The organism is Gibbsiella greigii, from assembly GCF_039540155.1.
GTDB lineage: Bacteria > Pseudomonadota > Gammaproteobacteria > Enterobacterales > Enterobacteriaceae > Gibbsiella > Gibbsiella quercinecans.
On the sequence record NZ_BAABEM010000022.1, the window covers coordinates 281,037 to 305,739 of the forward strand.

The 24,703-nt window shown below is 55.6% G+C and carries 28 protein-coding genes and 2 pseudogenes; 16 read left to right on the forward strand and 14 right to left on the reverse strand.

Features of this window, described 5'->3' with window-relative positions; all coding sequences use genetic code 11:
• Positions 1–295 precede the first annotated feature (295 nt).
• On the reverse strand, positions 296–1,501 hold the full coding sequence (punC, locus tag AC559G_RS17215) for an MFS transporter (RefSeq protein ID WP_498913406.1): 1,206 nt from the start codon (positions 1,499–1,501) through the stop codon (positions 296–298).
• Positions 1,502–1,623: 122 nt separating this feature from the next.
• Here punC and punR point away from each other — a divergent pair, with 122 nt between their 5' ends.
• Complete coding sequence (gene punR, locus AC559G_RS17220; protein ID WP_498913408.1) at positions 1,624–2,565, forward strand: LysR family transcriptional regulator; 942 nt, start codon at positions 1,624–1,626, stop codon at positions 2,563–2,565.
• On the opposite strand, the gene purR is transcribed toward punR, so the two are convergent.
• Positions 2,562–3,587, reverse strand: a complete 1,026-nt coding sequence (gene purR, locus AC559G_RS17225; protein WP_498913410.1) for an HTH-type transcriptional repressor PurR — start codon at positions 3,585–3,587, stop codon at positions 2,562–2,564. The two genes, punR and purR, sit on opposite strands and share 4 nt — an antisense overlap.
• Positions 3,588–4,191: 604 nt before the next feature.
• Between purR and cydH the strand changes: the two genes are divergently transcribed.
• Positions 4,192–4,281 (forward strand): cytochrome bd-I oxidase subunit CydH, encoded by a 90-nt coding sequence (cydH, locus tag AC559G_RS17230; RefSeq protein ID WP_165907102.1) that lies wholly within the window; start codon positions 4,192–4,194, stop codon positions 4,279–4,281.
• A gap of 54 nt (positions 4,282–4,335) precedes the next feature.
• Here the strand turns inward: cydH and sodB are convergent, their stop codons facing one another.
• The 3 genes and pseudogenes from sodB to AC559G_RS17245 form a co-directional block, all read right to left on the reverse strand.
• Positions 4,336–4,914: a superoxide dismutase gene (gene sodB, locus AC559G_RS17235; protein ID WP_498913412.1), complete on the reverse strand. Its 579-nt coding sequence runs from the start codon at positions 4,912–4,914 to the stop codon at positions 4,336–4,338.
• Between the two features lie 222 nt (positions 4,915–5,136).
• Positions 5,137–5,586, reverse strand: a pseudogene (locus AC559G_RS17240) (C40 family peptidase); the annotation flags it as partial.
• Between the two features lie 200 nt (positions 5,587–5,786).
• A pseudogene (locus AC559G_RS17245) lies at positions 5,787–5,952 on the reverse strand (C40 family peptidase); the annotation flags it as partial.
• 635 nt (positions 5,953–6,587) lie between these two features.
• Between AC559G_RS17245 and AC559G_RS17250 the strand changes: the two are divergent.
• On the forward strand, positions 6,588–6,932 hold the full coding sequence (locus AC559G_RS17250) for a Grx4 family monothiol glutaredoxin (RefSeq protein WP_095848601.1): 345 nt from the start codon (positions 6,588–6,590) through the stop codon (positions 6,930–6,932).
• 57 nt (positions 6,933–6,989) lie between these two features.
• Here AC559G_RS17250 and rnt read toward each other — a convergent pair whose 3' ends face one another.
• From rnt to AC559G_RS17265, 3 genes are all read right to left on the reverse strand, one after another.
• Entirely contained in the window at positions 6,990–7,670 is a 681-nt protein-coding gene (rnt, locus tag AC559G_RS17255; protein ID WP_438596922.1) for a ribonuclease T, read from the reverse strand.
• A gap of 69 nt (positions 7,671–7,739) precedes the next feature.
• Positions 7,740–8,147 carry a lactoylglutathione lyase gene (gene gloA, locus AC559G_RS17260; RefSeq protein ID WP_438596921.1) on the reverse strand — a complete coding sequence of 136 codons (408 nt, stop codon included), beginning with the start codon at positions 8,145–8,147 and terminating at the stop codon, positions 7,740–7,742.
• Between the two features lie 123 nt (positions 8,148–8,270).
• Positions 8,271–9,170, reverse strand: coding sequence for a LysR family transcriptional regulator (locus tag AC559G_RS17265; protein WP_438596920.1), 900 nt, complete (start codon positions 9,168–9,170; stop codon positions 8,271–8,273).
• Positions 9,171–9,579: 409 nt separating this feature from the next.
• On the opposite strand from AC559G_RS17265, the gene AC559G_RS17270 reads away from it, so the two are divergent.
• From AC559G_RS17270 to slyA, 6 genes are all read left to right on the forward strand, one after another.
• Entirely contained in the window at positions 9,580–10,263 is a 684-nt protein-coding gene (locus AC559G_RS17270; RefSeq protein ID WP_438596919.1) for a nucleoside recognition domain-containing protein, read from the forward strand.
• Complete coding sequence (locus AC559G_RS17275) at positions 10,256–10,723, forward strand: YjiG family protein (RefSeq protein ID WP_462613598.1); 468 nt, start codon at positions 10,256–10,258, stop codon at positions 10,721–10,723. The genes AC559G_RS17270 and AC559G_RS17275 overlap by 8 nt, the downstream gene beginning before the upstream one ends.
• 102 nt (positions 10,724–10,825) lie before the next feature.
• The gene (locus AC559G_RS17280) at positions 10,826–11,929 is read left to right on the forward strand and encodes an amidohydrolase (protein ID WP_462613597.1); all 1,104 of its coding nucleotides are present in this window, start codon (positions 10,826–10,828) and stop codon (positions 11,927–11,929) included.
• A gap of 177 nt (positions 11,930–12,106) precedes the next feature.
• Positions 12,107–12,346 (forward strand): DUF1289 domain-containing protein, encoded by a 240-nt coding sequence (locus AC559G_RS17285; RefSeq protein WP_438596916.1) that lies wholly within the window; start codon positions 12,107–12,109, stop codon positions 12,344–12,346.
• Positions 12,347–12,447: 101 nt separating this feature from the next.
• A complete protein-coding gene (locus AC559G_RS17290) occupies positions 12,448–13,344 on the forward strand; it encodes an aldo/keto reductase (RefSeq protein WP_498913418.1) in 897 nt (298 codons plus the stop codon).
• 330 nt (positions 13,345–13,674) lie between these two features.
• Complete coding sequence (gene slyA / locus AC559G_RS17295) at positions 13,675–14,109, forward strand: transcriptional regulator SlyA (protein ID WP_095848610.1); 435 nt, start codon at positions 13,675–13,677, stop codon at positions 14,107–14,109.
• Between the two features lie 305 nt (positions 14,110–14,414).
• On the opposite strand, the gene AC559G_RS17300 is transcribed toward slyA, so the two are convergent.
• Positions 14,415–14,879, reverse strand: a complete 465-nt coding sequence (locus tag AC559G_RS17300; protein ID WP_121552686.1) for an outer membrane lipoprotein — start codon at positions 14,877–14,879, stop codon at positions 14,415–14,417.
• Between the two features lie 364 nt (positions 14,880–15,243).
• On the opposite strand from AC559G_RS17300, the gene anmK reads away from it, so the two are divergent.
• The 4 genes from anmK to tyrS all read left to right on the forward strand — a co-directional run bounded on the left by anmK (position 15,244) and on the right by tyrS (position 18,892).
• Positions 15,244–16,374: an anhydro-N-acetylmuramic acid kinase gene (anmK, locus tag AC559G_RS17305; RefSeq protein WP_462613594.1), complete on the forward strand. Its 1,131-nt coding sequence runs from the start codon at positions 15,244–15,246 to the stop codon at positions 16,372–16,374.
• A gap of 63 nt (positions 16,375–16,437) precedes the next feature.
• Positions 16,438–16,740: an MliC family protein gene (locus AC559G_RS17310; RefSeq protein ID WP_498913421.1), complete on the forward strand. Its 303-nt coding sequence runs from the start codon at positions 16,438–16,440 to the stop codon at positions 16,738–16,740.
• Positions 16,741–16,826: 86 nt separating this feature from the next.
• Positions 16,827–17,480 (forward strand): pyridoxamine 5'-phosphate oxidase, encoded by a 654-nt coding sequence (pdxH, locus tag AC559G_RS17315; protein ID WP_438599090.1) that lies wholly within the window; start codon positions 16,827–16,829, stop codon positions 17,478–17,480.
• A gap of 137 nt (positions 17,481–17,617) precedes the next feature.
• Entirely contained in the window at positions 17,618–18,892 is a 1,275-nt protein-coding gene (gene tyrS, locus AC559G_RS17320; RefSeq protein ID WP_279024214.1) for a tyrosine--tRNA ligase, read from the forward strand.
• Positions 18,893–18,963: 71 nt separating this feature from the next.
• Here the strand turns inward: tyrS and gstA are convergent, their stop codons facing one another.
• From gstA to AC559G_RS17335, 3 genes are all read right to left on the reverse strand, one after another.
• On the reverse strand, positions 18,964–19,569 hold the full coding sequence (gstA, locus tag AC559G_RS17325) for a glutathione S-transferase family protein (RefSeq protein ID WP_498913423.1): 606 nt from the start codon (positions 19,567–19,569) through the stop codon (positions 18,964–18,966).
• A 119-nt stretch (positions 19,570–19,688) separates the two neighbouring features.
• Positions 19,689–20,573, reverse strand: coding sequence for a 4-hydroxy-tetrahydrodipicolinate synthase family protein (gene dapA / locus AC559G_RS17330; RefSeq protein WP_498913425.1), 885 nt, complete (start codon positions 20,571–20,573; stop codon positions 19,689–19,691).
• Positions 20,574–20,679: 106 nt separating this feature from the next.
• Entirely contained in the window at positions 20,680–20,823 is a 144-nt protein-coding gene (locus AC559G_RS17335; RefSeq protein WP_498913427.1) for a hypothetical protein, read from the reverse strand.
• A gap of 280 nt (positions 20,824–21,103) precedes the next feature.
• On the opposite strand from AC559G_RS17335, the gene AC559G_RS17340 reads away from it, so the two are divergent.
• Positions 21,104–22,165, forward strand: a complete 1,062-nt coding sequence (locus AC559G_RS17340; protein WP_498913429.1) for an NAD(P)-dependent alcohol dehydrogenase — start codon at positions 21,104–21,106, stop codon at positions 22,163–22,165.
• A 33-nt stretch (positions 22,166–22,198) separates the two neighbouring features.
• Here AC559G_RS17340 and AC559G_RS17345 read toward each other — a convergent pair whose 3' ends face one another.
• Together AC559G_RS17345 and AC559G_RS17350 are read right to left on the reverse strand one after the other, a co-directional pair.
• Positions 22,199–22,858 (reverse strand): HD domain-containing protein, encoded by a 660-nt coding sequence (locus AC559G_RS17345; protein WP_498913431.1) that lies wholly within the window; start codon positions 22,856–22,858, stop codon positions 22,199–22,201.
• 38 nt (positions 22,859–22,896) lie between these two features.
• Positions 22,897–23,166 (reverse strand): hypothetical protein, encoded by a 270-nt coding sequence (locus tag AC559G_RS17350; protein WP_462613590.1) that lies wholly within the window; start codon positions 23,164–23,166, stop codon positions 22,897–22,899.
• Between the two features lie 196 nt (positions 23,167–23,362).
• Here AC559G_RS17350 and AC559G_RS17355 point away from each other — a divergent pair, with 196 nt between their 5' ends.
• Both AC559G_RS17355 and AC559G_RS17360 read left to right on the forward strand, forming a co-directional pair.
• Positions 23,363–23,674 (forward strand): hypothetical protein, encoded by a 312-nt coding sequence (locus AC559G_RS17355; RefSeq protein WP_498913434.1) that lies wholly within the window; start codon positions 23,363–23,365, stop codon positions 23,672–23,674.
• Positions 23,675–23,706: 32 nt separating this feature from the next.
• Positions 23,707–24,561, forward strand: coding sequence for an aminoglycoside phosphotransferase family protein (locus tag AC559G_RS17360; protein WP_498913436.1), 855 nt, complete (start codon positions 23,707–23,709; stop codon positions 24,559–24,561).
• The last annotated feature ends 142 nt before the right edge of the window (positions 24,562–24,703 follow it).

Sequence of the window (24,703 nt, forward strand, 5' to 3'; positions counted from 1 at the left end):
CTTCATACTTCAGGTTGCGGGGGGCTGTGAAACGCCCGGGGATGAATGCGGCCCGCCGCTGGCAGGCCATGCTTTCCCGACACGTTTTCACCGCAAAACGACGTGATTCACCCCTTTGGCGCCAGTGCAGTTTTAGCTTGCGTTGGCGTTTTTATCCTGCAACTTGAATTATTTGGGGGATAGCGAACTTATTCGCAATAAAGTATAGGCGTGCCAGGGCGCTTACTCAACCGTAAATCACACCTGGCAAAAGTATTATCAAGTGATTATTAATAGTGATTATTAATAATGTTAATTATGAAAAAGAGTCGGCGCTGGCGCTGGTGGCGTGTTTGCCTGGTTGCGGCTTATCGCGTTGGATAAAGTAACCGAGCATTGCCAGCAGCACGGTTGAAGCCATTACCGTCGCCGTGGCAATCAGCGGGTTTGCAATAAAGGCTGAAACCAGCATGCTGGCAATAAAGCAAAGCCCCAACTGTAGTGTGTTTTGCAACGCGGCCGCTTTACCGGTGCCGGCAGGGAAAGGCATCAGTGCGTTGGCAACCACAATCGGGTAAATGGCCCCATTCACCAGCGCCATCAGGCAGAAGGGCGCCAACAGTCCGATCAGTGTGGGTTGTGTCAGCGTCGCCACCAGATACAACGCAATCATACTGATGCCGTAGGCTATTAGCAGCCATGGCAACAGCGCATTGCCGTTCACGCGCTTGAGCGCGCTACGGCAACCATATCCCCCCAGCAAGAAGGCCAGAGTTTGGGGCATATAGCTCAGGCCGATGTCGCTTGGCGTGTAGCCCATGGCGTTGAGAATAAACGGTGAACCGGTCAACCAGGCAAAGAAGCCGGCGGAGCAAGCGGCAAACACCATCACATTGCCGCTGAAAATGGGCGAACGCAGCAGTTGCAGAAAACCGACCGGCGCCGCGTTATCGCCGCTGGCTTGCGGTAAGCGGCGTTTATCCTTCAGCGCCAGAGTCGGCGCCAGCAATGCGACGGTAATGGCCAGTAAAACGGCGAAGATCGCCCGCCAGCCGACGTGGCTTAGCAGCCAGGCGCCCAGCAACGGCGCCAGGGCCGGTGATAGCGCCACCAGCGGCATAATGGTAGCGAAGATCTGGTTGGCCCGGCTACCCTGGTAGCGATCTACCACCAGCGCCTGCCAACTCACCGCGGCTGAACACACGCCGATAGCCTGAATGAAGCGCAGGCACCACAGTTGCAGCGCCGTTTGTACCCACAGCATGCCCAGGCAACCCAGGCCAAACAGTGTCAGGCCGATCAACAACACCGGTTTGCGCCCCAGCTTGTCGGACAGCGGCCCCCATAATAGTTGCGCGAAGGCAAAGCCGGCTAAAAAAATACTCAGGCTGGCGCTGATCGCACCGGCGGAAATTTGCAGCTCTTGTTGCATGACGCCAAAGGCCGGCAGATACATATCCGTCGCCAGGTAGCCCAGCATACTTAGGCCGGAAAGGTAAAAAAGTAGTCCAAAATTACGCATTTAATGCTCTCGTTAGTTCTTTATGCTAGAGGTTTGGCAGCGGCGCCAGTCTAACCGGCTGGATCTTCGCTTGTGAAACGCTAATATTTGCAAGGTGCTATGAAAAAATTTGAAGGCAAGATATGTGGTCTGAATACTCACTTGAGGTGGTGGATGCCGTTGCGCGTACCGGCAGCTTCAGCGCCGCGGCGCAGGAGCTGCACCGGGTGCCTTCTGCGGTAAGCTATACGGTGCGCCAATTGGAGCAGTGGCTGGCGGTGCCGCTGTTTGAACGGCGTCATCGCGACGTTGAATTGACCCCGGCCGGGGCGCTGTTCGTGCAAGACGCGCGTGTGGTTATAAAAAATATGCTCGATACACGCCGCCGCTGCCAACAGGTGGCAAACGGCTGGCGCGGGCAGTTGAAAATCGCGCTGGATATCATCGTTAAACCCCAGCGTAGCCGTCAATTGATCCTGGATTTTTATCGCCACTTTCCGGATGTGGAGCTGATGCTGTATCCCGAGGTGTTCAACGGCGTGTGGGACGCGCTGGCCGATGGGCGGGTGGATATGGCGATCGGCGCCACCCGAGCCGTACCGGTGGGTGGTGGTTTTAGTTTCCGCGATATGGGGTTTATGAACTGGCTGTGTGTGGTCAGCCCCGATCACCCATTGGCGCAGTGCGCCGGGCCGCTGCATGACGATCAACTGCGCCAATTCCCGGCGCTGATGCTGGAGGATACCTCGCGCAACCTGCCTAAACGCGTGACCTGGGCGTTGAATAACCAGCGGCGGCTGGTGGTGCCGGATTGGGTATCGGCGATCGACTGCCTGCGCAGTGGGTTATGCATGGGCATGGTGCCGGCCCACCGCGGGCGGCCTTTGATTGCCCGTGGTGAACTGCATGAACTGCAACTGGAAGAGGCCTATCCACCCAGCGCTTGTTGCCTGACCTGGCAGCAACAATCACTGGCGCCGGCGATGGCCTGGCTACTGGAGTATCTTGGCGATAGCGAAACGCTGAATCAGGAGTGGCTTAGCGAGTATGCGCCGGGGGATGCATGCCCCGGCGTATGTGATTAACGGCGGTAGTCGATAAACGGGCCGTCGGCCACAGAGCGGCGTTCAACCAGCTTAGGGTGCACTTCAATCACTTGCGATGTTTCACGCTTGCTGATAATGCGGTCGAGCAACATGGCGAACGCCATCTCGCCCAGACGCTCTTTTGGCTGGTGAATGGTCGTCAACGCCGGGCTAAAGTAGCGCGCATTACGGACGTTGTCATAGCCGATGACGGAAATGTCTTGCGGCACCCGCAGGCCAAGTTCGTCCGCGGCGCAGATCGCGCCCATCGCCATAATGTCGCCCCCGCAAAACACGGCGGTCGGGCGATGTTTTTGCGACAGTATCTGGTGCATGGCCCGGTAGCCGGATTCCGGCTCGAAATCCCCCTGCACAATCCACTCTTCACGCACCTCGATATTGGCTTCCTGCAGTGCTTTCAGGAAGCCCTGATGGCGGCCGCCGCCGGTGTTGCGCGAAAGCTGGCCGGGAATAATGCCGATGTCGCGGTGCCCACGTTCGATCAGGTAACGGCCTGCTAAATAGCCGCCTTCAAAGGCGTTGTCCAGAATGGTGTCGGTGAAGTCGCCACGCGCCGAGCCCCAGTCCATCACCACCATGGGGATATTACGGTAGTCTTCCAGCATGCCCAGCAGTTGCTCCGGGTATTCCGAACACATCACCAGCAGGCCATCGACGCGTTTTTGCGCCAGCATCGCCAGGTAAGCGCGCTGTTTGTCCAGGTTATTATGAGAGTTGCACAAAATCAGCGTGTAGCCTTTGCTGTAACAGCTGTTTTCGACGGCTTCGATCACTTCGGCAAAGTAGGGGGCTTCGGTGGAGGTCGCCAGCAGGCCGATGGACTTGGTGTGGTTGACCTTCAGGCTGCGGGCCACGGCGCTTGGGGAATAATGCAGTTCCTTGATGGCTGCCCATACGGCCGCTTTGGTTTCTTCGGCGACGAAACGAGTTTTATTGATGACGTGGGAAACGGTGGTGGTGGAAACGCCCGCGCGTTTGGCCACATCTTTTATCGTTGCCATGTAAAGAATGACTCCTGGATTCGCATGTTACAGGATGTAAGCGCATTGTTAATCGTTTGCGTGCATATAACTCTCCTCAAAAAAGCGAAAACTGAGTTTTTAATGTGGAGGTCGTCAGCGCTTGGTGAGTGAGGGCTCTTTTGCCGGTGCACAGCAGTGAACTGCGAATTTTGGCCTATCTTGAGAAAAAGTGAAAGGGCTAATCAACATTAATCATGTTCCGCTGCCAGGCTGGGCAGGTTTTGGTCGGCTCGGCAATAACGGCGCGCGCCGTCGATGGCACCCGCTGCGTCGAGGCGTTGTCATAGCACAAGATTTTATCTGCAAACTGTGGGAGAATCATTGACGTATTAATATACCCTTCATACTTCGAGCCGCAGGTGCGTTGGCTTTATTACTCGGCCCATCCTTGGGCCTCGCCCCGATGGGGCCGCAGCCAGCAGCGTTCAAATCTGCTCCCGGCAGATTTGTCGCTCCCCCCAGTCACTTACTCCAGTAAGCTCCTGGGGACTCGCTGCGTTGCCGCCTGCCTGCAACTCGAATTATTTTGGGTATACAATGGCTTTTATGCTCGAACCCAGCCAATCTGATAAGGAGTTTGTTGATGGATACCGATCTGAAGTTATCGCTGTTTACGACGGTGTGCGCGCTGGCGATGATTATTATCTTTAGCTTTACCGCTGTGATGCATTGATCCCCTGACATAAAAAAGGCGCAGCCAGGCTGCGCCTTTTGCTTTCCTGCCATTTTACGCCAGGTTTTCTACCACAAACGCCCAGTTGACCAACGCCCAGAAGTTTTCCAGGTAGTTGGGGCGTGCATTGCGGTAATCGATATAGTAGGCGTGTTCCCACACATCCACGGTCAGCAGCGGTTTGTCGTCACCGGTCAGCGGGGTTGCCGCGTTGGAGGTGTTGACAATAGCCAGGCTGCCATCTGCTTTTTTCACCAGCCAGGTCCAGCCGGAACCGAAGTTGCCGATGGCAGACTTGGTGAACGCCTCTTTGAACTGGGCGAAAGAGCCGAAGGATTGGTTGATCGCATCAGCCACCGCGCCGGTAGGTTCACCGCCGCCCTGTGGCGACAGGCAGTGCCAATAGAAGGTGTGGTTCCATACCTGTGCGGCGTTGTTGAACACGCCGCCGCTGGCGGTTTTGATGATATCAACCAGGGATTTCCCTTCAAACTCGCTGCCTTTCACCAAATTGTTCAGGTTAACCACGTAGGTGTTATGGTGCTTGCCATAGTGGTATTCCAGCGTTTCGGCGGAAATGTGCGGTTCGAGGGCGTTCTTTGCATACGGTAATGCAGGTAATTCAAACGACATTGCTTTCTCCTTTTTATTTACAACGACTGCTTCGGCGACGGCCGTAGTACCGGGGGCCGCCGCCGTAAAAGAGAGTTGTTGTATTTTTTGTGTGGATATTAATCTTAACAACTTTGCCGGTGAAAAAAAGGTTTAAAGCGTGCTAACTGTCTGATTGATTAAAGCATCGGCAGGATCGGAATAACAATACGGCAGGCTGAAGCCGCCGGCCGTAGGAGGGGATTAGCGGATGGTGCTTGGGGTAACGACGCGGCGTGCGCCGATATAATGGTTTTGCCAGTAGTCGTTATCCAACTGGCTGATGCGGATCTCTTCGCCGGTACGTGGCGACTGAATAAATTTGCCATTGCCCAAATAAACACCAACGTGATCGGCTGCGCCACGGTTATTGATGCGGAAGAACACTAAATCGCCGCGTTCTAGCTCGCTGCGACTGATCGGCGCGGCATCGCGCAGGTGATACATTTCATTGGCGGTACGCGGCATTTTTATCTTCACCACGTCTTTATAGGCGTAATAAATTAGGCCGCTGCAGTCAAAGCCGGTGATTGGCGATGCGCCCCCCCAGCGGTAGGGTTTCCCCATTTGATCCAATAGTTTTGCCAGCGCGGTTTGTTTAGCATGCTGATAACGTTTTTTGTGGGCGGGGCTAAGTTTGAGCGGTTTTTCAGCGCCAAGCAGTTTGGCGGTGGCAATGCCAGCTTCACGGTGCCGGCCGTAGCCTTTTTTGTAGCCCTTTTTCGGCGGCGTGACTTTTATTTTTGTTACGCGTTGCGTTTTGCTAACCCCTTTACGCAGATGGGCGGTCTTTTTTTCGCTGTGCTGGGTTAATTCATGCTTTACTGTTTTTTGCGGGGCGGCCACTTTGGCTTTTTTACCGGCTTTGTCCTGCTTCTTTTTCTTGCGATCGTCAGCCCGGGCATCATTAACGTGGCTTTTTCGCTGCTCGGCGGAAACGCGAGCCTGTGGCGCGGCATGCGCCAGGTTGAAAAAGAGCATAGTAAAGAGCATCACAAAGAGCGTAAACAGTGAACGCATTTTGATATTACCAACCTTGGTCCCGAAGCTTGCCACAAAAGGATTACAGTATTCCCGATAATCGTCATATAAAACAGAGCAGAACCTAAAAATAATAATGCATATTGTGAGAAAAAGTTAATAGCCTTTAATACCTTTCATAATTCACGCAGCAGGTGTGTTGATTTTGTGCGTTGGGCCGCGCCCCTGTAGGGCTGCGCGCGGTTGGCGTTTTTTCCGGCAACGCCATTTATTTGCTAAGGTAAGGCTAAATGTGTCATTAGTATGTATATACTCGTCATCCTTCAAGTTGCAGGTGCGTTGGCTTAGTTACTCGGCCCATCCTTGGGCCTAACCCCGATGGGGCCAGCGCTAGCGCTGTTCAAAAACGCTTTTGCGTTTTTGTCCTGCAACTCGAATTATTTAGAGTATAAAAAAACAACGTCAGGCCGCAGTAAAAATATAGTAGTGAAACGGGCTGATTAAAAATGTTATTCTGCACGCATATTTCTACCGGAATGGCGTAGCCCATGCAGCACGAGCGGCACCTGGATAATACCCTTGTTAAAGATGGTGTTTTCTTGCCCCGGTTCCAGCCGCTACAATAGTTAATGTGATGTAAGTTGTAGCCATTACGTGGCTTGAGGAAGCAATAAATGACGACGATTGAAAAAATTCAACAGCAGATTGCCGGCAATCCTATTCTGTTGTACATGAAAGGCTCGCCAAAACTGCCAAGCTGCGGTTTTTCCGCGCAGGCCGTTCAGGCGCTGTCTGCCTGTGGCGAACGTTTCGCCTATGTTGATATCCTGCAAAACCCGGATATCCGCGCCGAATTGCCGAAATACGCCAACTGGCCGACTTTCCCCCAGCTCTGGGTTGACGGCGAATTGGTCGGCGGCTGTGACATCATCATCGAAATGTACCAGCGCGGTGAGTTGCAGCAACTGATCAAAGAAACCGCAGAGAAGTACAAAGAACAGGAAAACCAGCAGCCTTAATGGCGTTGGCAGTAAAAAACAGGGCGGCCAATTGGCCGCCCTGTGTGTTTTAACGCGTTAGCAATCTTCGGCAACGGCCAGCGGCCAGCCGCCAAGGCGCTTCCAGCGGTTAACCAATTCGCAAAACAGCAGGGCGGTTTGCTCGGTGTCGTACAGCGCAGAGTGGGCCTGGCTGCTGTCAAACGGCATGCCTGCGGCAATGCAGGCCTTGGCCAGTACGGTTTGCCCCAGCACCAAACCGCTGAGCGCCGCCGTATCGAAGGTCGCAAACGGGTGGAACGGATTGCGCTTAAGCCCGGCGCGTTCTGCCGCCGCCATCAGGAAACTGTGATCAAAGGTCGCATTATGCGCCACGATGATCGCCCGGTTGCAGCCCTGATCTTTGATGCCTTTACGCACGGCTTTAAAAATAGCGTGCAGTGCATCGTATTCACTCACCGCGCCACGTAGCGGATTGTGTGGGTCGATCCCGTTAAACGCCAGTGCTTCGGGCTGCAGGTTGGCGCCTTCGAACGGTTCAACGTGGAAGTGTAGGGTTTCGTCCTGCTGTAGCCAGCCGTTTTCGTCCATTTTCAGCGTGACGGCGGCGATTTCCAGCAATGCATCGGTTTTGGCGTTGAAGCCTGCGGTTTCAACGTCAATCACTACGGGGTAAAAACCCCGAAAACGGCCACTCAGGGCATTAAGATCACTTTTTTCTGCCATTAGTTTCTTATCTTCATCGAATTCAGCGCGCATTATTACAAATTTTGCGCCGTGATGCAGGGGATAAAAAGAAGGGCGCTGAGCGCGCCCTGGAGGAATTTATCAGTTGCCGAGGCCATGGCCGGCATGTTTGTTTTCAATCAACTCGATTTTATAGCCGTCTGGATCTTCAACAAAGGCAATCACCGTGGTGCCGCCTTTGACGGGGCCGGCTTCACGCGTGACCTTGCCGCCAGCGGCGCGGATGCTGTCACAGGTTGCTGCTACGTCATCGACGCCCAGCGCCAAATGCCCGAACGCAGTGCCCATCTCATAGCTGTCAACGCCCCAGTTGTAAGTCAGTTCAATGACGGCCCCTTCACTTTCATCGGTATAGCCTACAAACGCCAGCGAATATTTGTATTCCGGATTTTCGCTGGTACGCAGCAAGCGCATCCCTAATACCTTGGTATAAAAGTCGATGGCGCGTTGCAGGTCCCCGACGCGGATCATGGTATGGAGTAAGCGCATAATATCCTCTGATGATGGCTAATTAAGCCGCCGTGCTTAACCGCGAGCGGCTTGGACAGACCTAGTATAGCCTTGCGCCAGAAGGGAATTCAATGTGCGACGCCCTGCGGAATCAAGTACCGGTTACACCTCATTTTGCAGAAAGCGCAGCAGCAGTTGCCATAAATGTTGTGCCGCCGGTGTAAAACGACGATCCGAATTGCGCAGCAGGTGGCACTGCGATTCGCGCGCAATGGGGTGATCAATCGGTACCGCAACCAGCGAATGGTCTTTCAAATGGCTGCCGGCCGCCCGTGCCGTCATAAAGGAAACGCCCAGCCCGGATGCGCTCAGGGTCAGCGCGGTGGAAAACAGGTTGCAGCGGTAAGCGGGGGTGAACAGCATCCCTTTGCTTTGGAACATGGCGTTCATATGCCGTTGCAGGCCGAACACGTCGCTGAGCGCAATCAGGCGGTGCTCCATCAGTGCTTCAATCGTCACGCTCCGCTGCTGCGCGATGGCGTGCTCCGGGTTGACGATGGCGCAAATCGGCCCCCAGGGGAAACTGTGCCGCTTCAGCTCCGGGTTGCCGATCGGGCCGAACGCCAGCGCCATATCGGCCTCGCCGCGGATAATCTCGGTCATCATGGCCTGCATGCTGCCGGACAGAATATCGACGAACACATCGGGGTAGGCGGCGGAGAATACGGTTAATACATGATGCACAAAGTCTTCTATCAGCCCGGGGCCCACATGGAGAATGACCGACCCGCCTTGCATATAACGCAGATCTTTCAGGTGGCGTTCCAACTTTTCGCGCCGCAGGCGGGTCTGGTAGAAATCTTCCGCCAGCAGCTTGCCCGCCTCCGTCAATACTACGTTGCGCCCCCGCCGCTCCAGCAGCGGCAACTGTAGCGAACGCTCAAGTATGGCGATTTGCCGGCTGATCACCGAAGGGTTGACGCCCAGAATATCGGCCGCCCGGCGGATCCCACCCTGGATGCCGACTTCGTAAAGATAGCTTATCTGTTTTTCGTGGAACAACGGGCTTCTGCCTCCGCGTAACCGTTGCTTTCAGGGCAACAATAAAGTGTTTAAAACCACATTTATATTACCTACGCATATGGACATAATCAAAAAAACGCACAAATGACCAACAACCTACAGTATAAGGTCAGAACGCACCAGAGTGGTGCTTCATTGTGGGGTAATGTGCGTTATTATGGTGCGGTTATCGCGCCTGCCATCCTTAATTATAATAAATGCCGAGGATGGCGAAGTCGCGAATAAATGATGTTGCATGTTTCCTGCTTTCTATTTTGTTTCGGATGGCATGCGTGATACACGGCTTATTATGGAATAACCTGCCGCATTATTTATAAAGTACAGGTGATGGTTTTTTGTTAAATCGGCATTCGGCCTTTTTAATTTTACATCAGGAGATAGGGTAAGTATGGCAGATATAAATTCGGCAGAAGAGAAGGTAACTTCTGCAAACGATGAGTGGCGTGTGGGAAAAGGGGCCTATCTGGCACTGATTCTGGTCGTTTTGTTATTTTCCGGCTTGTTTTTTAAAGTTGATGGCATGAAGTGGCTGGGCGCGTTTGACTTCACCACGCTCGGCGGCGCATTCGGCACCATGAAGGATCCCGCCACCAATACCTTCCTCGGCGCCGGCGGCGTCAGCGCCAAAGCGGGCTTTCTGTTCGCGCTGTCGTTAACGCCAACGGTGATGCTGGCGCTGGGGTTGCTGGAGATCTTTACTCACTATGGGGCGATCCGCGCGGCGCACCGCTTACTCACCCCGTTGCTGAAACCGATACTCGGCATCCCCGGCCATACCGGGCTGGCGTTAATTACCGATTTGCAAAGTACCGATGCCGGCGCGGCGTTAAGCAAAGAACTGTATGACAACAAGCAGGTCACTAAAAAAGATGTGGTGATCATGGGTGCCTGGCAATATTCAGGCGCGGGCTTGATCAATAACTATTTCTCCATTGGTTCTGCATTATTTGCTTCTTTAACGTTGCCGGTGATTCTTCCGTTGGTGGTGATGTTTGTATTGAAATTCGTCGGTGCGGCGTTTGTACGGGTTATTTTAAATACGGTGTATAAAAAGGACTTCGAAAATGAGTAATGCAACAAAGGTCACTAATAACCCGTTTGATATTTTCGTGATTGGCGCGCGCAAAGGCTTCAATATCGCCATCAATAATTTATTGCCCAACGTTCTGATGGCCTATGTCATTTCGGAAATGCTGAACTTGCTCGGGGTAATGGGCATCATCGGCAAACTCTTTGCGCCGCTGATGGGGCTGCTGGGGTTGCCCGGCGAGGCGGTTACCGTGCTGCTGACCGCCTGGCTGTCGTCATCGGCAGGCACCGGGGTGGCGGTGAGTTTGCTGACAAAAGGCACGCTGGACGTCACGCACATTACCATCCTGGCGCCGGCGATTTTCCTGATGGGTTCGCAACTGCAATATATGGGGCGTTTACTCGGGGTGGCTGACGTGCCGAAGAAATATTGGCCGTTGTTGATGCTGACCAGCATCTTAAACTCGGTGATAGCAATGATTATTATGCGGTTTTTTGCCTAGTTTGCGCCGTAAGGCACACTAGCATCGCCGCCTGTGGCGCCTGCTGAGTTGGTCGCCACAGGATCACGGTTCCTGTTTACCAGCAAGTAGGAGATTTAACGCGTGTCTAAAACATTAGAGCACTACCGCCATCTGCACCAGATTCCCGAGTTGGCTTTTGAAGAATTCAAAACCTCGGCTTATATTGCACAAAAGCTGGAAGAGGCCGGTTTCACCCTGACGCGAAATGTGAATGGCACCACCGGCATTATCGCCGAATTGGACAGCGGCCTGCCGGGGCCGGTATTGGCGCTGCGGGCGGATATGGATGCGCTGGGGCATATTATCGACGGTCAACCTTGTGCGCGCCATACCTGCGGCCATGACGGCCATTCATCGGTGGTGCTGGCGGCCGCACAGGAAATGATCGCCGAGGGCACGGTGAAACGCGGCAAGCTGAAGATTATCTTCCAGCCGGCCGAAGAGGTGGGCGCCGGCGCACTGGCGATGACGGAAAATGGCGCGCTCGACGATGTGGAGATGATCCTCGGTTTTCACCTGCGCCCGTTGGAAGAGTGCCCGATGGGGCAGGCGGTAGCGGCCATGTATTATTCCGCATCGGCCACGGTGGAAGCGGTATTCACCGGGGTGCCGGCGCACGCGGCGCGCCCGCACCTGGGGGTTAATGCCCTGGATGCCGCGGCGGCGGCGGTGCAGGCGGTCAATGCCATTCATTTGGCGCCGAATCTGACCTACAGCGCCAAGGCGACGCGCTTTATCAGCGACGCCGGCGTTACTAATGCCATTCCCGGTGAAGCACGCGTCTGCTGGGATTTACGCTCACAGTTCAATGAGCCGATGGAAACGTTGAAAACCAAAGTGCAACAGGCGATCAACCACAGCGCCGCCGCGTTTGGCGCAACGGTTGCGATCAAAATCCTTAAAGAGATGCCTGCCGCCGAGATCAGTAGCGAAATGACGGCGTTGATCGCCGAATCAATCACTGACGTGCTGGGGCCACAGGGGCTGGTGGCGGAAAAGACCACGCCGGGCAGCGAAGATTTCTTCCATTATCCGCTGCGGATTGCCAATGTGAAGGCCGGTTTTTGGGGCCTGGGTGTCAATCTGACGCCGGGGTTGCATCATCCGGAGATGAAATTTGAACTGTCTGCGCTGGAAACCGGCGTGCAGGTATTTAAGGCCTGCGTGAAAAAAGTACTTGGTTGATGCCCCTGCGCCGGGGAGCGATCCCCCGGCGCGCTTTCCCCTGTTTTGCCAGAGAGTTCCGCTTTGCATTATTTTTTCAACCGGCGGTAAAGCCACTTGCCAGCGTTGCCGAATACGTCTTCAATTAACACAGGGGCAGTCCCTTACCGGGTGAATGCCTGGGAGACAGGAGGATGTGTGGCGCAGCAACTTGAGTTTTTCGATATTCCCAGCCCATGTCGCGGTATTTGCCAAACCGACGAGCGTGGCTTTTGTCGTGGCTGCATGCGCAGCCGTGATGAACGCTTTGGCTGGCTGCAAATGAACGATGCGCAAAAGCGCGACGTGCTGCGCCTGTGTCGCCAACGCTTCCTGCGCCAGCAGCGCACCGCGAAACAGCCGGACGAACCGCAGCCAGAACAACCCTCTTTGTTTTAACTTTCAGCCTGTTGGCATACCGCTTGCAATGCTGTGGTTTTGCTTTCCCTACGTGAGCCGGCTTGTGTATGCTGTGCAAAACGTTGTCATGGAGTGTGCAGATGGTGAACCGTATCCAACTCGCGCCGCAGGGGCCTCAATTATCACGGATGATCTGCGGATACTGGCGGTTGCTGGCGTGGGGGATGTCGCCGCAACAACGGCTGGCTTTTATTGAGCAGCACCTTGAATTGGGCATCACTACCGTCGATCATGCGGATATTTATGGTGATTACGGCTGTGAAAAGGCTTTTGGCGAAGCCATTCGTCTCAAACCGGCGCTGCGCCAGGCCATGGAGCTGGTGACAAAATGCGGCATTGTAACAACCGCCCGGCCGGGCAACGCTATTGGCCACTACGATACCAGCCGGCAGCATATCGTGCGCAGCGCCGAGCAATCCTTGGTTAACCTGCATACCGACTATCTCGATGTTTTATTGATCCACCGCCCGGATCCGCTGATGGATGCCGATGAGCTGGCAGAGGCTTTTGTCGCGCTGCATCAAAGCGGCAAGGTGCGCTATTTTGGCGTCTCTAATTTTACCCCGGCGCAGTTTACCTTGTTGCAATCCCGGCTGCCGTTTTCGCTGGTGACCAACCAAGTAGAGATCTCGCCGATCCATCAGGCCAATATTCAGGATGGCGTATTGGATCAGTGCCAACAGTTGCGTATTCGGCCGATGGCGTGGTCCTGCCTGGGCGGCGGCCGCCTGCTAAGCGCGGCGGAATATCACCACCTGCGTAAAGAATTACGCTTGGTCGCTGAAGAAATCGGTGCGCAAACGCTGGAACAAGTGGTCTATTGCTGGGTGATGCGCCTGCCTTGCGCGCCGTTACCGATCATCGGCTCCGGCAAGATAGAGCGTGTGCGTTCGGCGCTGCTGGCGCAGGATCTGGTGATGAACCGCCAGCAGTGGTTCCGTATTCGCAAAGCGGCTCTGGGCTATGATGTGCCGTAGCGGCGGCCGGCTAAAAACAATGAGAATTAATTGCGCCGCCGGCCAAAAGCTTGCGGCCTAATAATATCAAAATGTTATTTTGGCCTGATAATAATGCCGCAAGCGGGGCAGGAAACCATCGGTTTGTGGCTGGCTTAAGTAAAATCATGGGTGCGATGGGGAAATTTATTCGCCATCGCGGTGCGTTAAGCGGACAGAGCAATTATTTATATGTAGAATGGTATAGGCTGACTAAATAAGTGGCTATATTATGTAAATTAATATTTGTTGCTAATCATAGGCTGCACTCTGGGAGCAGGATGTGAATATACTTTTTATAAAGGAGGAAAAGTGGAGTCAACATTAGGTTCGGACTTGGCGCGCTTGGTTCGTGTTTGGCGTGCACTGATTGACCATCGGCTTAAACCGTTAGAGCTGACACAAACACACTGGATTACGCTGCATAATATCAACCGGTTGCCGCCGGAGCAGTCGCAAATTCAGTTGGCAAAGGCGATTGGTATCGAGCAACCTTCTCTGGTGCGAACATTGGATCAGTTGGAAGAGAAAGGGCTGATTACCCGCCATACCTGCGCGAACGATCGGCGTGCCAAACGCATCAAGTTGACAGAGACCGCAGAACCCATAATTCGGGAACTGGACAATGTTATCACGTCTACACGGCGTAAAATTTTGAATGGAATCTCTGACGAAGAAGTACAACTGCTAATAAAACTGATTGGGCAACTGGAAAGAAACATCACGGAACTCCAGGACAAACAATAATATAGTGATGTGATTGAATGAGAGTAATTTACAGCACCAGATACCGAAACGGAGGCTTTTAGCCTCCGTTTTATCTTATTATTGATTAATTGTGTCTTGCAGCAACGTATATAACGCACCGCATGAAGAGGGGATAATACCCGGTGAATACGCCTGCTATGGTGCCAACTCTGGTTGCCGCCTTGAGGTAAACCCCCGCCTGCCTTCATACCGCGCTTTCTGCGCCGCTTGCGCAAGCACAAAAAAACCAGCCAGAGTTCACTGGCTGGTATCGTTTAGCTTTTTTTAGCCACGAATCACCACGCTTACAGCGGGGATACCGTCAGCGTATTGCCGCTGCGGGCCATACGTACGCGCTGGCCAGGGCTGAATTTGGTGTTGCCGGCCTTCTGAACCACAACAATGTTTTCTTTGTTGTCGGTTTTGATCTCCAGTTCATAACCGGATGTGCGGCCGGCCACTTCGCCGACGCTGTTACCTGCCACGCCGCCGGCGACTGCGCCCGCTGCGGTTGCCAGCGTCCGCCCTGTGCCCCCGCCTATCGTGTTGCCCAGCAGGCCGCCCAGAACGGCACCACCCACGGCACCGATGGTGTTGGAACTTTCATCGCCCTGGATTTTCACCGGACGAACGGATACCAGCGTACCGTAAGTTACGGTCTGAATCTGTTTTGCCTGGGAGGAAGAATAGACATCGCCTGACATGGATTCATTGGCACAACCCGCCAGCGTCACTGCAGCGATGGCAACCACGATAAGACGTTTGATCATATAAAACTCCTGAGTTTAATAGTCCGTAACCTGACCAGACCATCCAGGCCAGATTCAGAGAACATAATAGGTCAAAGTATGGCCTAAAGCTACGCGGCTCACCCTGCCATTCTGCTTTGCAGCTTAACGCTGCGCGATTCAACCAATAATAAACGGCTGTTTATGTTTATCATAAGATTATCGGTTATTGCAGAGCAACGGGCCAGTACCGTTAACGTAAGCCGGTGCGCGCCGGCCGGCAAAGGTGAAAATCAATGCGCGGAATTAGGAAAATCATAATAATTCATAGCGTTAATTAAAAAATTCTGGTTTAGTGAGCAAGATGGCAACGTATTTTCCCCGTGACGGGTTAAAGGAAGTGGTTATGAAGTCAGGCCGTTATATAGGGGTTATGTCTGGCACCAGCCTGGACGGCATCGATGTCGTGCTGGCCGCGATAGATGAGCGCATGGTCGCGCAACAGGCCAGTTACAGCCACCCGATACCGATAGCGTTAAAGAAAGCCATTCTCGGCATGTGCCAGGGGCAACCAACAACGCTGTCGGCGGTGGGGCACCTGGATGCTCAACTGGGCAACCTGTTCGGCGAGGCGGTGCTGGGGCTGCTGCGGCAAACCGGCGTGCCGGCGCATGAGGTGACGGCTATCGGCTGTCATGGGCAGACTGTGTGGCATGAGCCGGAAGGCGACATGCGCTTCTCCATGCAACTTGGGGACAATAACCGGGTGGCGGCGCTGACCAACATTACCACCGTGGGGGATTTCCGCCGCCGCGACATGGCTTACGGCGGGCAGGGCGCGCCGCTGGTGCCGGCATTTCATCAGGCGCTGCTGGCGCACCCGGATGAGCGGCGCATGGTGCTAAATATTGGCGGCATCGCCAACCTTTCACTGCTGTTGCCGGGCCTGCCGGTGCGCGGTTTCGATACCGGGCCGGGCAATATGCTGATGGATGCCTGGGTTTGGCGCCACCGTGCCAAGCCGTACGATAAAGACGCCGCCTGGGCGCTGCAAGGGCGCGTCAGTTTGCCTCTGCTGCAACAAATGTGCGGCGATCCTTATTTCGCGCTGCCGGCGCCGAAAAGCACTGGGCGTGAATATTTCAATATCGGTTGGCTGGAGCAGCAGATGTCCACCATGCCGGCCATCGCGCCTGTGGATGTGATGGCCACGCTGGTTGAACTGACGGTGGTGACGATTTGTGAGCAGGTGTTGTTGGCTGGCGGCTGCGATCGGCTGCTGGTTTGCGGCGGCGGGGCGCGTAATCCGCTGTTGATGGCGCGGCTGTCTGCACTGTTGCCGGGAACGGAAGTCAGCCCGACCGACCGGTTTGGCGTTAGCGGCGACGATATGGAAGCGTTGGCCTTCGCCTGGTTGGCATTCCGCACGCTTTCCGGCCAGCCCGGTAACCTGCCGTCGGTCACTGGCGCCAGCCGTGAAACCTTACTGGGTGGGATTTATCCGGTTTTCCCTTCGGGCGGCAACCCACGGTGTTAGGATAAAATGATTCCCACACTATCAGGCCGGTACGCAGCGTGGTTTGCCCGGCAGGAGCGAGCGATGAAAAAAATCATGATAGCCGCCTGCACTTTGGCTTTGGCGGGTTGCAGCTACTTTTTACCGCAGAAAGGGCAGGTTTTGCATTACCAGTGTGGCACGACACCGTTGACGGTCACCCTGGCAGCCGAGGGCAGAACCGCCAACTTCCTGCTGGACGGTGAACAACTGCACCTGAAACAGGTGCTGGCGGCATCCGGCGCCAAGTACAGCGACGGCAAATATACCTTCTGGTCCAAGGGCCAGCGTGCGCAGGTAGCGCGTAACGACAACGTCATCATCAGCGACTGCGTGCGGGTGAACTAAACGGCAACTCCGGTTCGCGTTATTGAGATTCCGTGGCGGTGGGCGCAGAATGGGGCAACGAATTCTCTGGTTGGTTGATACACCAAATGACTGAAAACACACATCTTGATATCGCGGATCTCCGCCGTGAGTATACCCGCGGCGGCCTGCGCCGCGCCGATTTGACCGCAAACCCGTTGGATTTGTTCGAACGCTGGCTGAAACAGGCTTGCGAAGCGCGGTTGGCCGATCCCACCGCCATGTGCGTGGCCACCGTTGATGAAAGCGGCCAGCCTTACCAGCGTATCGTGCTGCTTAAACATTTTGATGACAACGGGCTGGTGTTCTATACCAACCTGGGCAGCCGCAAAGCGCAGCAGTTGGCCCACAACCCGAAAATCAGCCTGCATTTCCCCTGGCATATGCTGGAGCGCCAGGTGAGCTTCCTGGGCACGGCGCAGCGCCTATCGCCGTTGGAAGTGATGAAGTACTTCCACAGCCGGCCGAAGGATAGCCAGATTGGCGCCTGGGTTTCCCGCCAGTCATCGCGCATTTCCGCGCGCGGCGTGCTGGAAAGCAAATTCCTCGAAATAAAGCAAAAGTTCCAACAGGGCGAAGTGCCACTGCCCAGCTTCTGGGGCGGCTACCGCGTCAGCTTCGATTCCGTCGAGTTCTGGCAGGGGGGGGAACACCGCCTGCACGACCGTTTTCTGTACCAACGCGAAGGCAATGAGTGGAAAATCGACCGCTTGGCGCCGTAGGTATGGAAATATCCCTTTAAGCGCTGGCACTGTTGCCGCTGGCGCTTTATCCTATGCGCTACCCAAATTTTTGATTTCGCCACCGGGCGAAAACCGTGCGCCAATAACGGCACATTTGTTGATACATGGAGACATTGATGGCGAGCAGTAACTTGATTAAACAACTGCAAGAGCGGGGCCTCGTTGCCCAGGTTACGGATGAGGAAGCGTTAGCAGAGCGACTGGCGCAGGGGCCAATTGCACTGTATTGCGGTTTCGATCCGACCGCTGACAGCTTGCACTTGGGCCATCTGGTTCCGCTGCTGTGCCTGAAGCGTTTCCAACTGGCTGGCCACAAGCCGGTGGCGCTGGTGGGCGGGGCGACCGGTTTGATTGGCGATCCAAGCTTTAAAGCCACGGAACGGAAGCTGAACACCAACGAAACCGTCAACGAATGGGTAGAGAAAATCCGCAAACAGGTTTCCCCGTTCCTTGATTTCGACTGCGGCGCCAACAGCGCAGTGGCGGCGAACAACTACGATTGGTTTGGCGGCATGAATGTGCTGACCTTCCTGCGCGATATCGGCAAACACTTCTCCGTGAATCAGATGATCAACAAAGAAGCGGTCAAGCAGCGCCTGAACCGCGACGACGTGGGGATCTCCTTCACCGAATTCTCCTACAACCTGCTGCAGGGCTACGATTTTGCCGAGCTGCACGGCCGCCATCAGGTTGAGCTGCAAATCGGGGGTTCAGACCAGTGGGGCAATATCACCTCCGGTATCGATCTGACCCGTCGCCTGCACCAGAAACAGGTGTTCGGCCTGACCGTGCCGTTAATCACCAAAGCCGACGGCACCAAATTCGGTAAAACGGAAGGCGGCGCTGTGTGGCTGGCGCCAGAAAAAACCAGCCCGTACAAATTCTACCAGTTCTGGATCAACACTGCGGACGCCGATGTTTACCGCTTCCTGAAGTTCTTCACCTTCCTGAGCCTGGAAGAGATCGACGCGCTGCAGGCCGAAGATGCGAACAGCGGTAAAGCGCCACGCGCCCAGTACGTGCTGGCGGAAGAAGTGACCGGCATGGTGCACGGTGCGGAAGGGCTGGCAGCAGCCAAGCGCATTACCCAGAGCCTGTTTTCTGGCGCACTGCATGAGCTGACCGAAGCCGACTTCGCCCAACTGGCGCAAGACGGTATGCCGAGCATCAAGCTGGGTACCGAAGCCGATCTGCAACAGGCGCTGGTGAATGCCGAGCTGGCACCGTCCCGTGGCCAGGCACGCACCCTGATCGGCTCCAATGCGGTTACCGTCAACGGCGAGAAACAGGCCAACGCTGAGTACACCTTCAGCGACAGCGATCGGCTGTTTGGGCGTTACACTCTGTTGCGCCGCGGCAAGAAACACTACTGCCTGGTCGAATGGCAGTAATCACCGCGCGATGACACATAAAGGGGCCTGTACGGCCCCTTTATTTTTAGCTGAACCCAGGGCATGCGTGGTTATAGCAGGCCTTCCGCCTGCAGCGCGGCGTCGACCGCCGGGCGGGCGGCGATGCGTTGGTAATAGGCGGCCAGCGGCGGATAGTCCGCCAGATCGAACTGCACATGTTTAGCCCATCTCAGCACGGTGAACAGATAGGCGTCGGCAACGCTAAAGCGGTTACCTAATAAAAATGGTTGTTGTTTTAATTCGGCCGCCAGATAGCGGAACTGTTTTGCCAGCTTTTGCCGACAGATGGCTTGATAGGCCGCAGGGGTTTCCGCTGAGAACAGCGGGGCGAACTGCTGGTGCAGTTCCGTGGCGATAAAGTTCAACCATGCTATGGCGTGGTAGCGCGACAGGCTGCCGGCAGGGGGGAGCAGCTTGCGGCCCGGCACCTGGTCTGCCAGGTACTGTACAATCACCGCGCCTTCCGTCAGCAGAGCGCCATTATCCAGCAGCAGCGCCGGTACTTGCCCCTTCGGCGTGATGGCCAAAAAGTCAGCGCCGCTTTCGGTTTTTTTCTGCGCCAGATCGACATTTTCCAGCGTAAAGTCCAGCCCTGCTTCCCGCAGGATAATGTGGGGTGACAGCGAACAGCTACCCGGCGTACAGAACAATTTCATCGCAAGCTCCTTGTTACAGATGACGAAAGGCGAACCGATGCTCTTTGTAGCTTAGGCGTTTTCCGGCCACTGCGCGCAGTAGCGGCATGCGTTGGCACGGAATCGGTCCGCCCGCCGCCTCACACCGTCGCAGCCGTCGCCGGTTGCAGCAGCGCCAATTGTGCGGCAATTTGCTGGCGCAAAGCCTGTGGCGCCGGTTGCATGGGCGCGCGCAGCTCGTTGTGAATCAGCCCTTGCAGCGCCAGTGCGGCCTTGACTGGTGCCGGGTTGGGGAAGCTGAACATCTGTTGGATCATCGGCAGCAAGGCATAAAAATTAGCGCGCGCCGCCGTCAGGTCGCCATCGGCCACCTGTTGCACCAGTTGCACGAAACGTTCGGGATACAGGTGCGCCGCGGCAGAGATAGCGCCGCTGCCGCCCAGGCAGAGCGTGGAGAGGATCAGGTTGTCCTCTCCGGTCAGCACATCGATTTCCCCGTCGTCAATCAGCGCCATGGTGGCGTTCGGGTTGCCACCGCAGTCTTTAATCGCCTTCACCTGTGGGTGGCGGGCGATCTGGCGGAGGGTGTCCAACTCCATGGCGACGCCGGTGCGGTAAGGCACGTTATACAGGATCACCGGAATGCGGGCCGCATCCGCCAGCGTGGTAAAATAATCGACCAGCCCTTGCTGGCATGGGCGAATATAGTAAGGGGCCGGAACCAACACGCCGGCGACATCGCGCTGCTGGATCGCTTGCAGCATCTGCAGCGATCCGGCCAGGTTATTGCCCGCCAGCCCCATCACTACCTGATGGCCCGGCACCACTGATAACACCGCATCCAACACCGCCAACTGTTCTTCCTTGCTTAAGGCTGCGGCTTCACCGGTGGTGCCGCACACTGCCAGCCCGGAAACGCCGCTGGCAATCAAATGTTTTGCCAGGCGTTTTACCGCCGGTAGATCGACCGCGTTGTTATCAAATGGGGTCACCATTGCAACCCAGATGCCGGAAAATAAGGCCATGAAAAACTCCTTCTGTGTGTGACCGCCAGATGAAGTCAGATGAGGAAACAAGCGGGGCAAACCTGCGCCGTCCTGTCAGTTCATCTGACCGGACAGCACGCCCCGGTCAAACGAGCGTCTGTTTCTTCTGCTTGAGCGCCAATGGGCCACCGACCAACAACGCTGGCAGCGACGGGCGGTTATAGGAGGAAACCTGGGCCATGGCGATCTCGCAAAAGAGGAATGAGATCTGATGATGAATATTCTTCATCTCGCTGTCAATTTATAACGCCTTGATCGTTTTGTTATTAATGATTATCCGCAGGTAATGAGTATTGCTAATGCGCGTGCGGCGATGCCGGATTAAAAACCAGCTTTAGGCAAGCATCGGCGAGGATTATGCAATGCACAATGCTTCTGGTTGGCCATACTGATAAGCGTGCTTCATGCGGGCAGGCATCAGCTTGCGCCATGAACAGTAACGCCGCCTGGCCTGGCTAGGCGTAGCCAGGCGGGCCGGGTGCCTTGTATTGAGTCTCAGGAGAAAAGTGATGCCGTTAAATATCCGTGGATTTGCCGCCGAGTCGGCAACCAGTGCGTTAGCCCCTCATCATTTTATCCGCCGCGATCCGCGCGATAATGATGTGGTGATTGATATTCTTTATTGCGGCGTTTGCCATTCAGATCTGCATCAGGCGCGTAACGAGTGGGGGCACAGCGTTTACCCGATGGTGCCGGGCCATGAAATTATCGGCAAAGTGGCTCAGGTCGGCGGCGCGGTCAGCCAGTTTCAGGTGGGGGATTGGGTCGGCGTGGGCTGTATGGTCGATTCCTGTCAACACTGTGCGGCCTGTGAAGAGGATCTGGAGCAGTATTGCGCCGAGGGGTTCACACCAACCTATAACGGGGTGGATCGCCACGACAGCCTGCCGACCTTCGGCGGCTATTCCGAGAAGATTGTGGTATCCGACAAATTTGTGCTGAAACTGTCGGAAAAGCTCGATATGAAAGCGGCGGCGCCGCTGTTGTGCGCCGGCATCACCACCTGGTCGCCGCTGCGGCACTGGCAGGTTGGCCCCGGTATGAAGGTGGCCGTCGCCGGGCTGGGCGGGCTTGGGCATATGGGGCTGAAGTTCGCCAAAGCGCTGGGGGCGGAAGTGACGCTGTTTACCCGAACGCCGGGCAAGGAACAAGAGGCCAAACGCTTGGGGGCCGACAACGTGGTCATTTCCACCGACGCCGCGCAAATGGCGGCGGTCAGCGATTATTTCGATATTATTCTCGATACCATACCCAACCCGCATGATATTAACCCTTATGTGGGAGCGTTGGCGCGTGACGGAAATTTGATTCTGGTCGGGCAAATGCAGCCGCTGGAGCCGGGCGTTAGCGGCGGCGGCCTGGTGATGGGGCGCAAATCAATCAGCGGCTCGCTGATCGGCGGGATTGCAGAAACCCAGGAAATGCTGGATTTCTGCGCTGAACACGGTATCGCCAGCGACGTAGAAGTGATTGATATACAAAATATTAACCAGGCCTACGAACGGATGCTGAAAAGCGACGTTAAATACCGCTTTGTGATTGATATGGCCTCTTTAACGCAAAACTTCTAAACCGACCGGCGGGGCGGCAAGCCCCGCACCGGCTCAGATCTCATCCAACATATTATCCAGAAACTGCCGCATACGTTCAGTGCGTGATGCGGCCATTTTGCGGCCGGCTGCGGTCTGGAACCCGGTCTGCAGTTTGAAAAGCTTGGTGTGAAAATGGTCGAGGGTGAAACGGCTATCATCGTATTGCCGGTGCTGTGCCAGCGGATCGGCGGCGTCGTACAGTGAGCTGCCCATGCGCCCGGCGATATAAAAGCAGCGCGCAATGCCAATCGCACCGATCGCATCTAGCCTGTCGGCGTCTTGCACGATCCTGGCGTCCAGCGTTTCTGGCGCGATGGCCGCAGAAAAACTGTGGGCTTCGATCGCATGGGCAACGGCATGGATATCTGAGCTCGACCAGCCCAATAGCGCCAGTAGCCTGCTGGCTTTTTGCGCCGCCAGGCGTGAGGCCAGCGGCCGCTGGGGGGAGTTTTTTTCAACCGTGACGCAGTCATGCAGCAAGACCGCAGCGCACAGAATGCGCCGGTCACCGCCTTCTTGCTGCTGGATACGGCTGGCGTTTTTCCACACGCGCTGTAGGTGCGCCACATCGTGGGCGCCGTCTACAGCGCTGAAGGCTTCCGGCAAGAGCCGCCGTGCTAATGATTGATAGGGGGCGAAAGGGGCCAGCCATTCTTCAGGCGGTAAATGCATCGCATAATCCTTAAAGGGGCGCATTGCCGCCATGGCTGTCAACGGCCGCTGTGTTTGCCGAATTTTCTGTCATACTCCCGCCGATAGGCCCGCGCTTTATTGCGATCCCGGATCCACAAATAGCCGCAGACCAGCGCGACAATTGACGAAAAGGTAATGTTGCGCACATCTTGGTCGTAACAAACGATCAGCAACGCATCCAGCGCCGCGATAAAGCAAATCCACTTATAGAGGTGGGATTGCCTGCGTGTGGCGGCATTAAGGCGTTTCAACTGCCGGGCTTCATCCAGAACGGGCTTTTTTTGCATAGGTAACCATCGTAAAACTACAGCTCATTATAAATTACCAGAATCTTCACGCCGGCGGCAGAGCACTCTGCTGTCCGGCGCGCTATTTTTATTGTGGTGCGCAGAAATTTACCTGTGGCTGCGTATTGAATTCATTCGCGAGAATGATAAGTTATTTATTCATCTATTGTGGGTTTTTATTCAATGCGGGGTGGGTATGATCGTCCGGACCTGGCACGGCTGCGTGCCATTACAGCATCGCAAGGGATTCGCCGCACACCTGAACGCCACCGGTGTGCAGCATGCTAAAACAACCGCCGGAAACTGTGGCGCATTTGTCCGGGAAGAGGTGCAGGGGGAGTATGCCCATTTTTTCCTGGCGACCTATTGGGCTTCGCTGCCGGCCATTAAAAATTTCGCCGGCAAACAGTACCAGGTCGCCGTGACTTACCCGGAGGATGAGGCCTTCGGCCTGATATCCGATCCTTACGTATTCCACCACTGGGTTGATGAAGTCACCACGCTGTAATCGGGGGGCGTTCGTCAACGATTGATCCGGCCATGAACCCAGCGTTTCTTCCCTATCTACAGCGTTGGCAACTGCAGACGGATGGGCAGCCGTTTGCCACCCACAGTAGCCTGTTGTTGCCTGTGCGCTACCAGGGAAAAGCGGCAATGTTGAAAATCGCGCACGAACAGGAAGAGAAGTTCGGCGGCTTGCTGATGTGCTGGTGGCAGGGCCAGGGAGCGGCGCAGGTGCTGGCATGGCACCATGACGGTCTGTTGCTGGAACGGGCGCAGGGCGGGTTATCATTGGCGCAGATGGTGCGTGAAGGGCACGATACCCAAGCGACGGAGATTTTGTGCCGCGTGATTGCCCGCTTGCATGCGCCGCGCCCGCAGCCTTTGCCGGCGTTGATCCCGCTGCATCACTGGTTCGCCGCTCTGTGGCCCGCGGCGCAGGCCCATGAAGGCATGTTGCGCCTGTGCGCCACCAGCGCGGCGGAACTGCTGGCCAGCCCGCGGCAGCAAAGCGTATTACATGGGGATATCCATCACGATAACGTGCTGGATTTCGGCACGCGCGGCTGGCTGGCGATCGATCCCAAGCGCCTGTACGGCGAACGCTGCTTCGACTATGCCAATCTCTTTTGTAACCCCAACTATGGCGTCGCCACCGATCCGGCTATCTTCACGCGGCGCGTTGAACAGGTGTGCCGAATAGCGCAGCTTGATCGGCAGCGCCTGCTGCAATGGATTCTGGCCTGGGCCGGGCTTTCCGCCGCCTGGTTTCTGGAGGATGGCCAACTGGCGGATATCGATTTTCGCGTGGCGGAGCTGGCGGCAAGGGCATTAGGCCTGCCGGTGCCGGCCGGTGAGTCCGCTTTTACCCTGCAGCAACTCTGGCCGCGTTAACGTAACGCGTTGCACCGCACAGGCTTTGACTTCACATCGCCGAATGCTACCTTGTAAGCGACGGACTCTACCTCTCCCATCAGGCGTATTGGCGCCGCGTTGGCCCTGATAATCCCGTGGAAAACAGCAGGAGCGATATTCA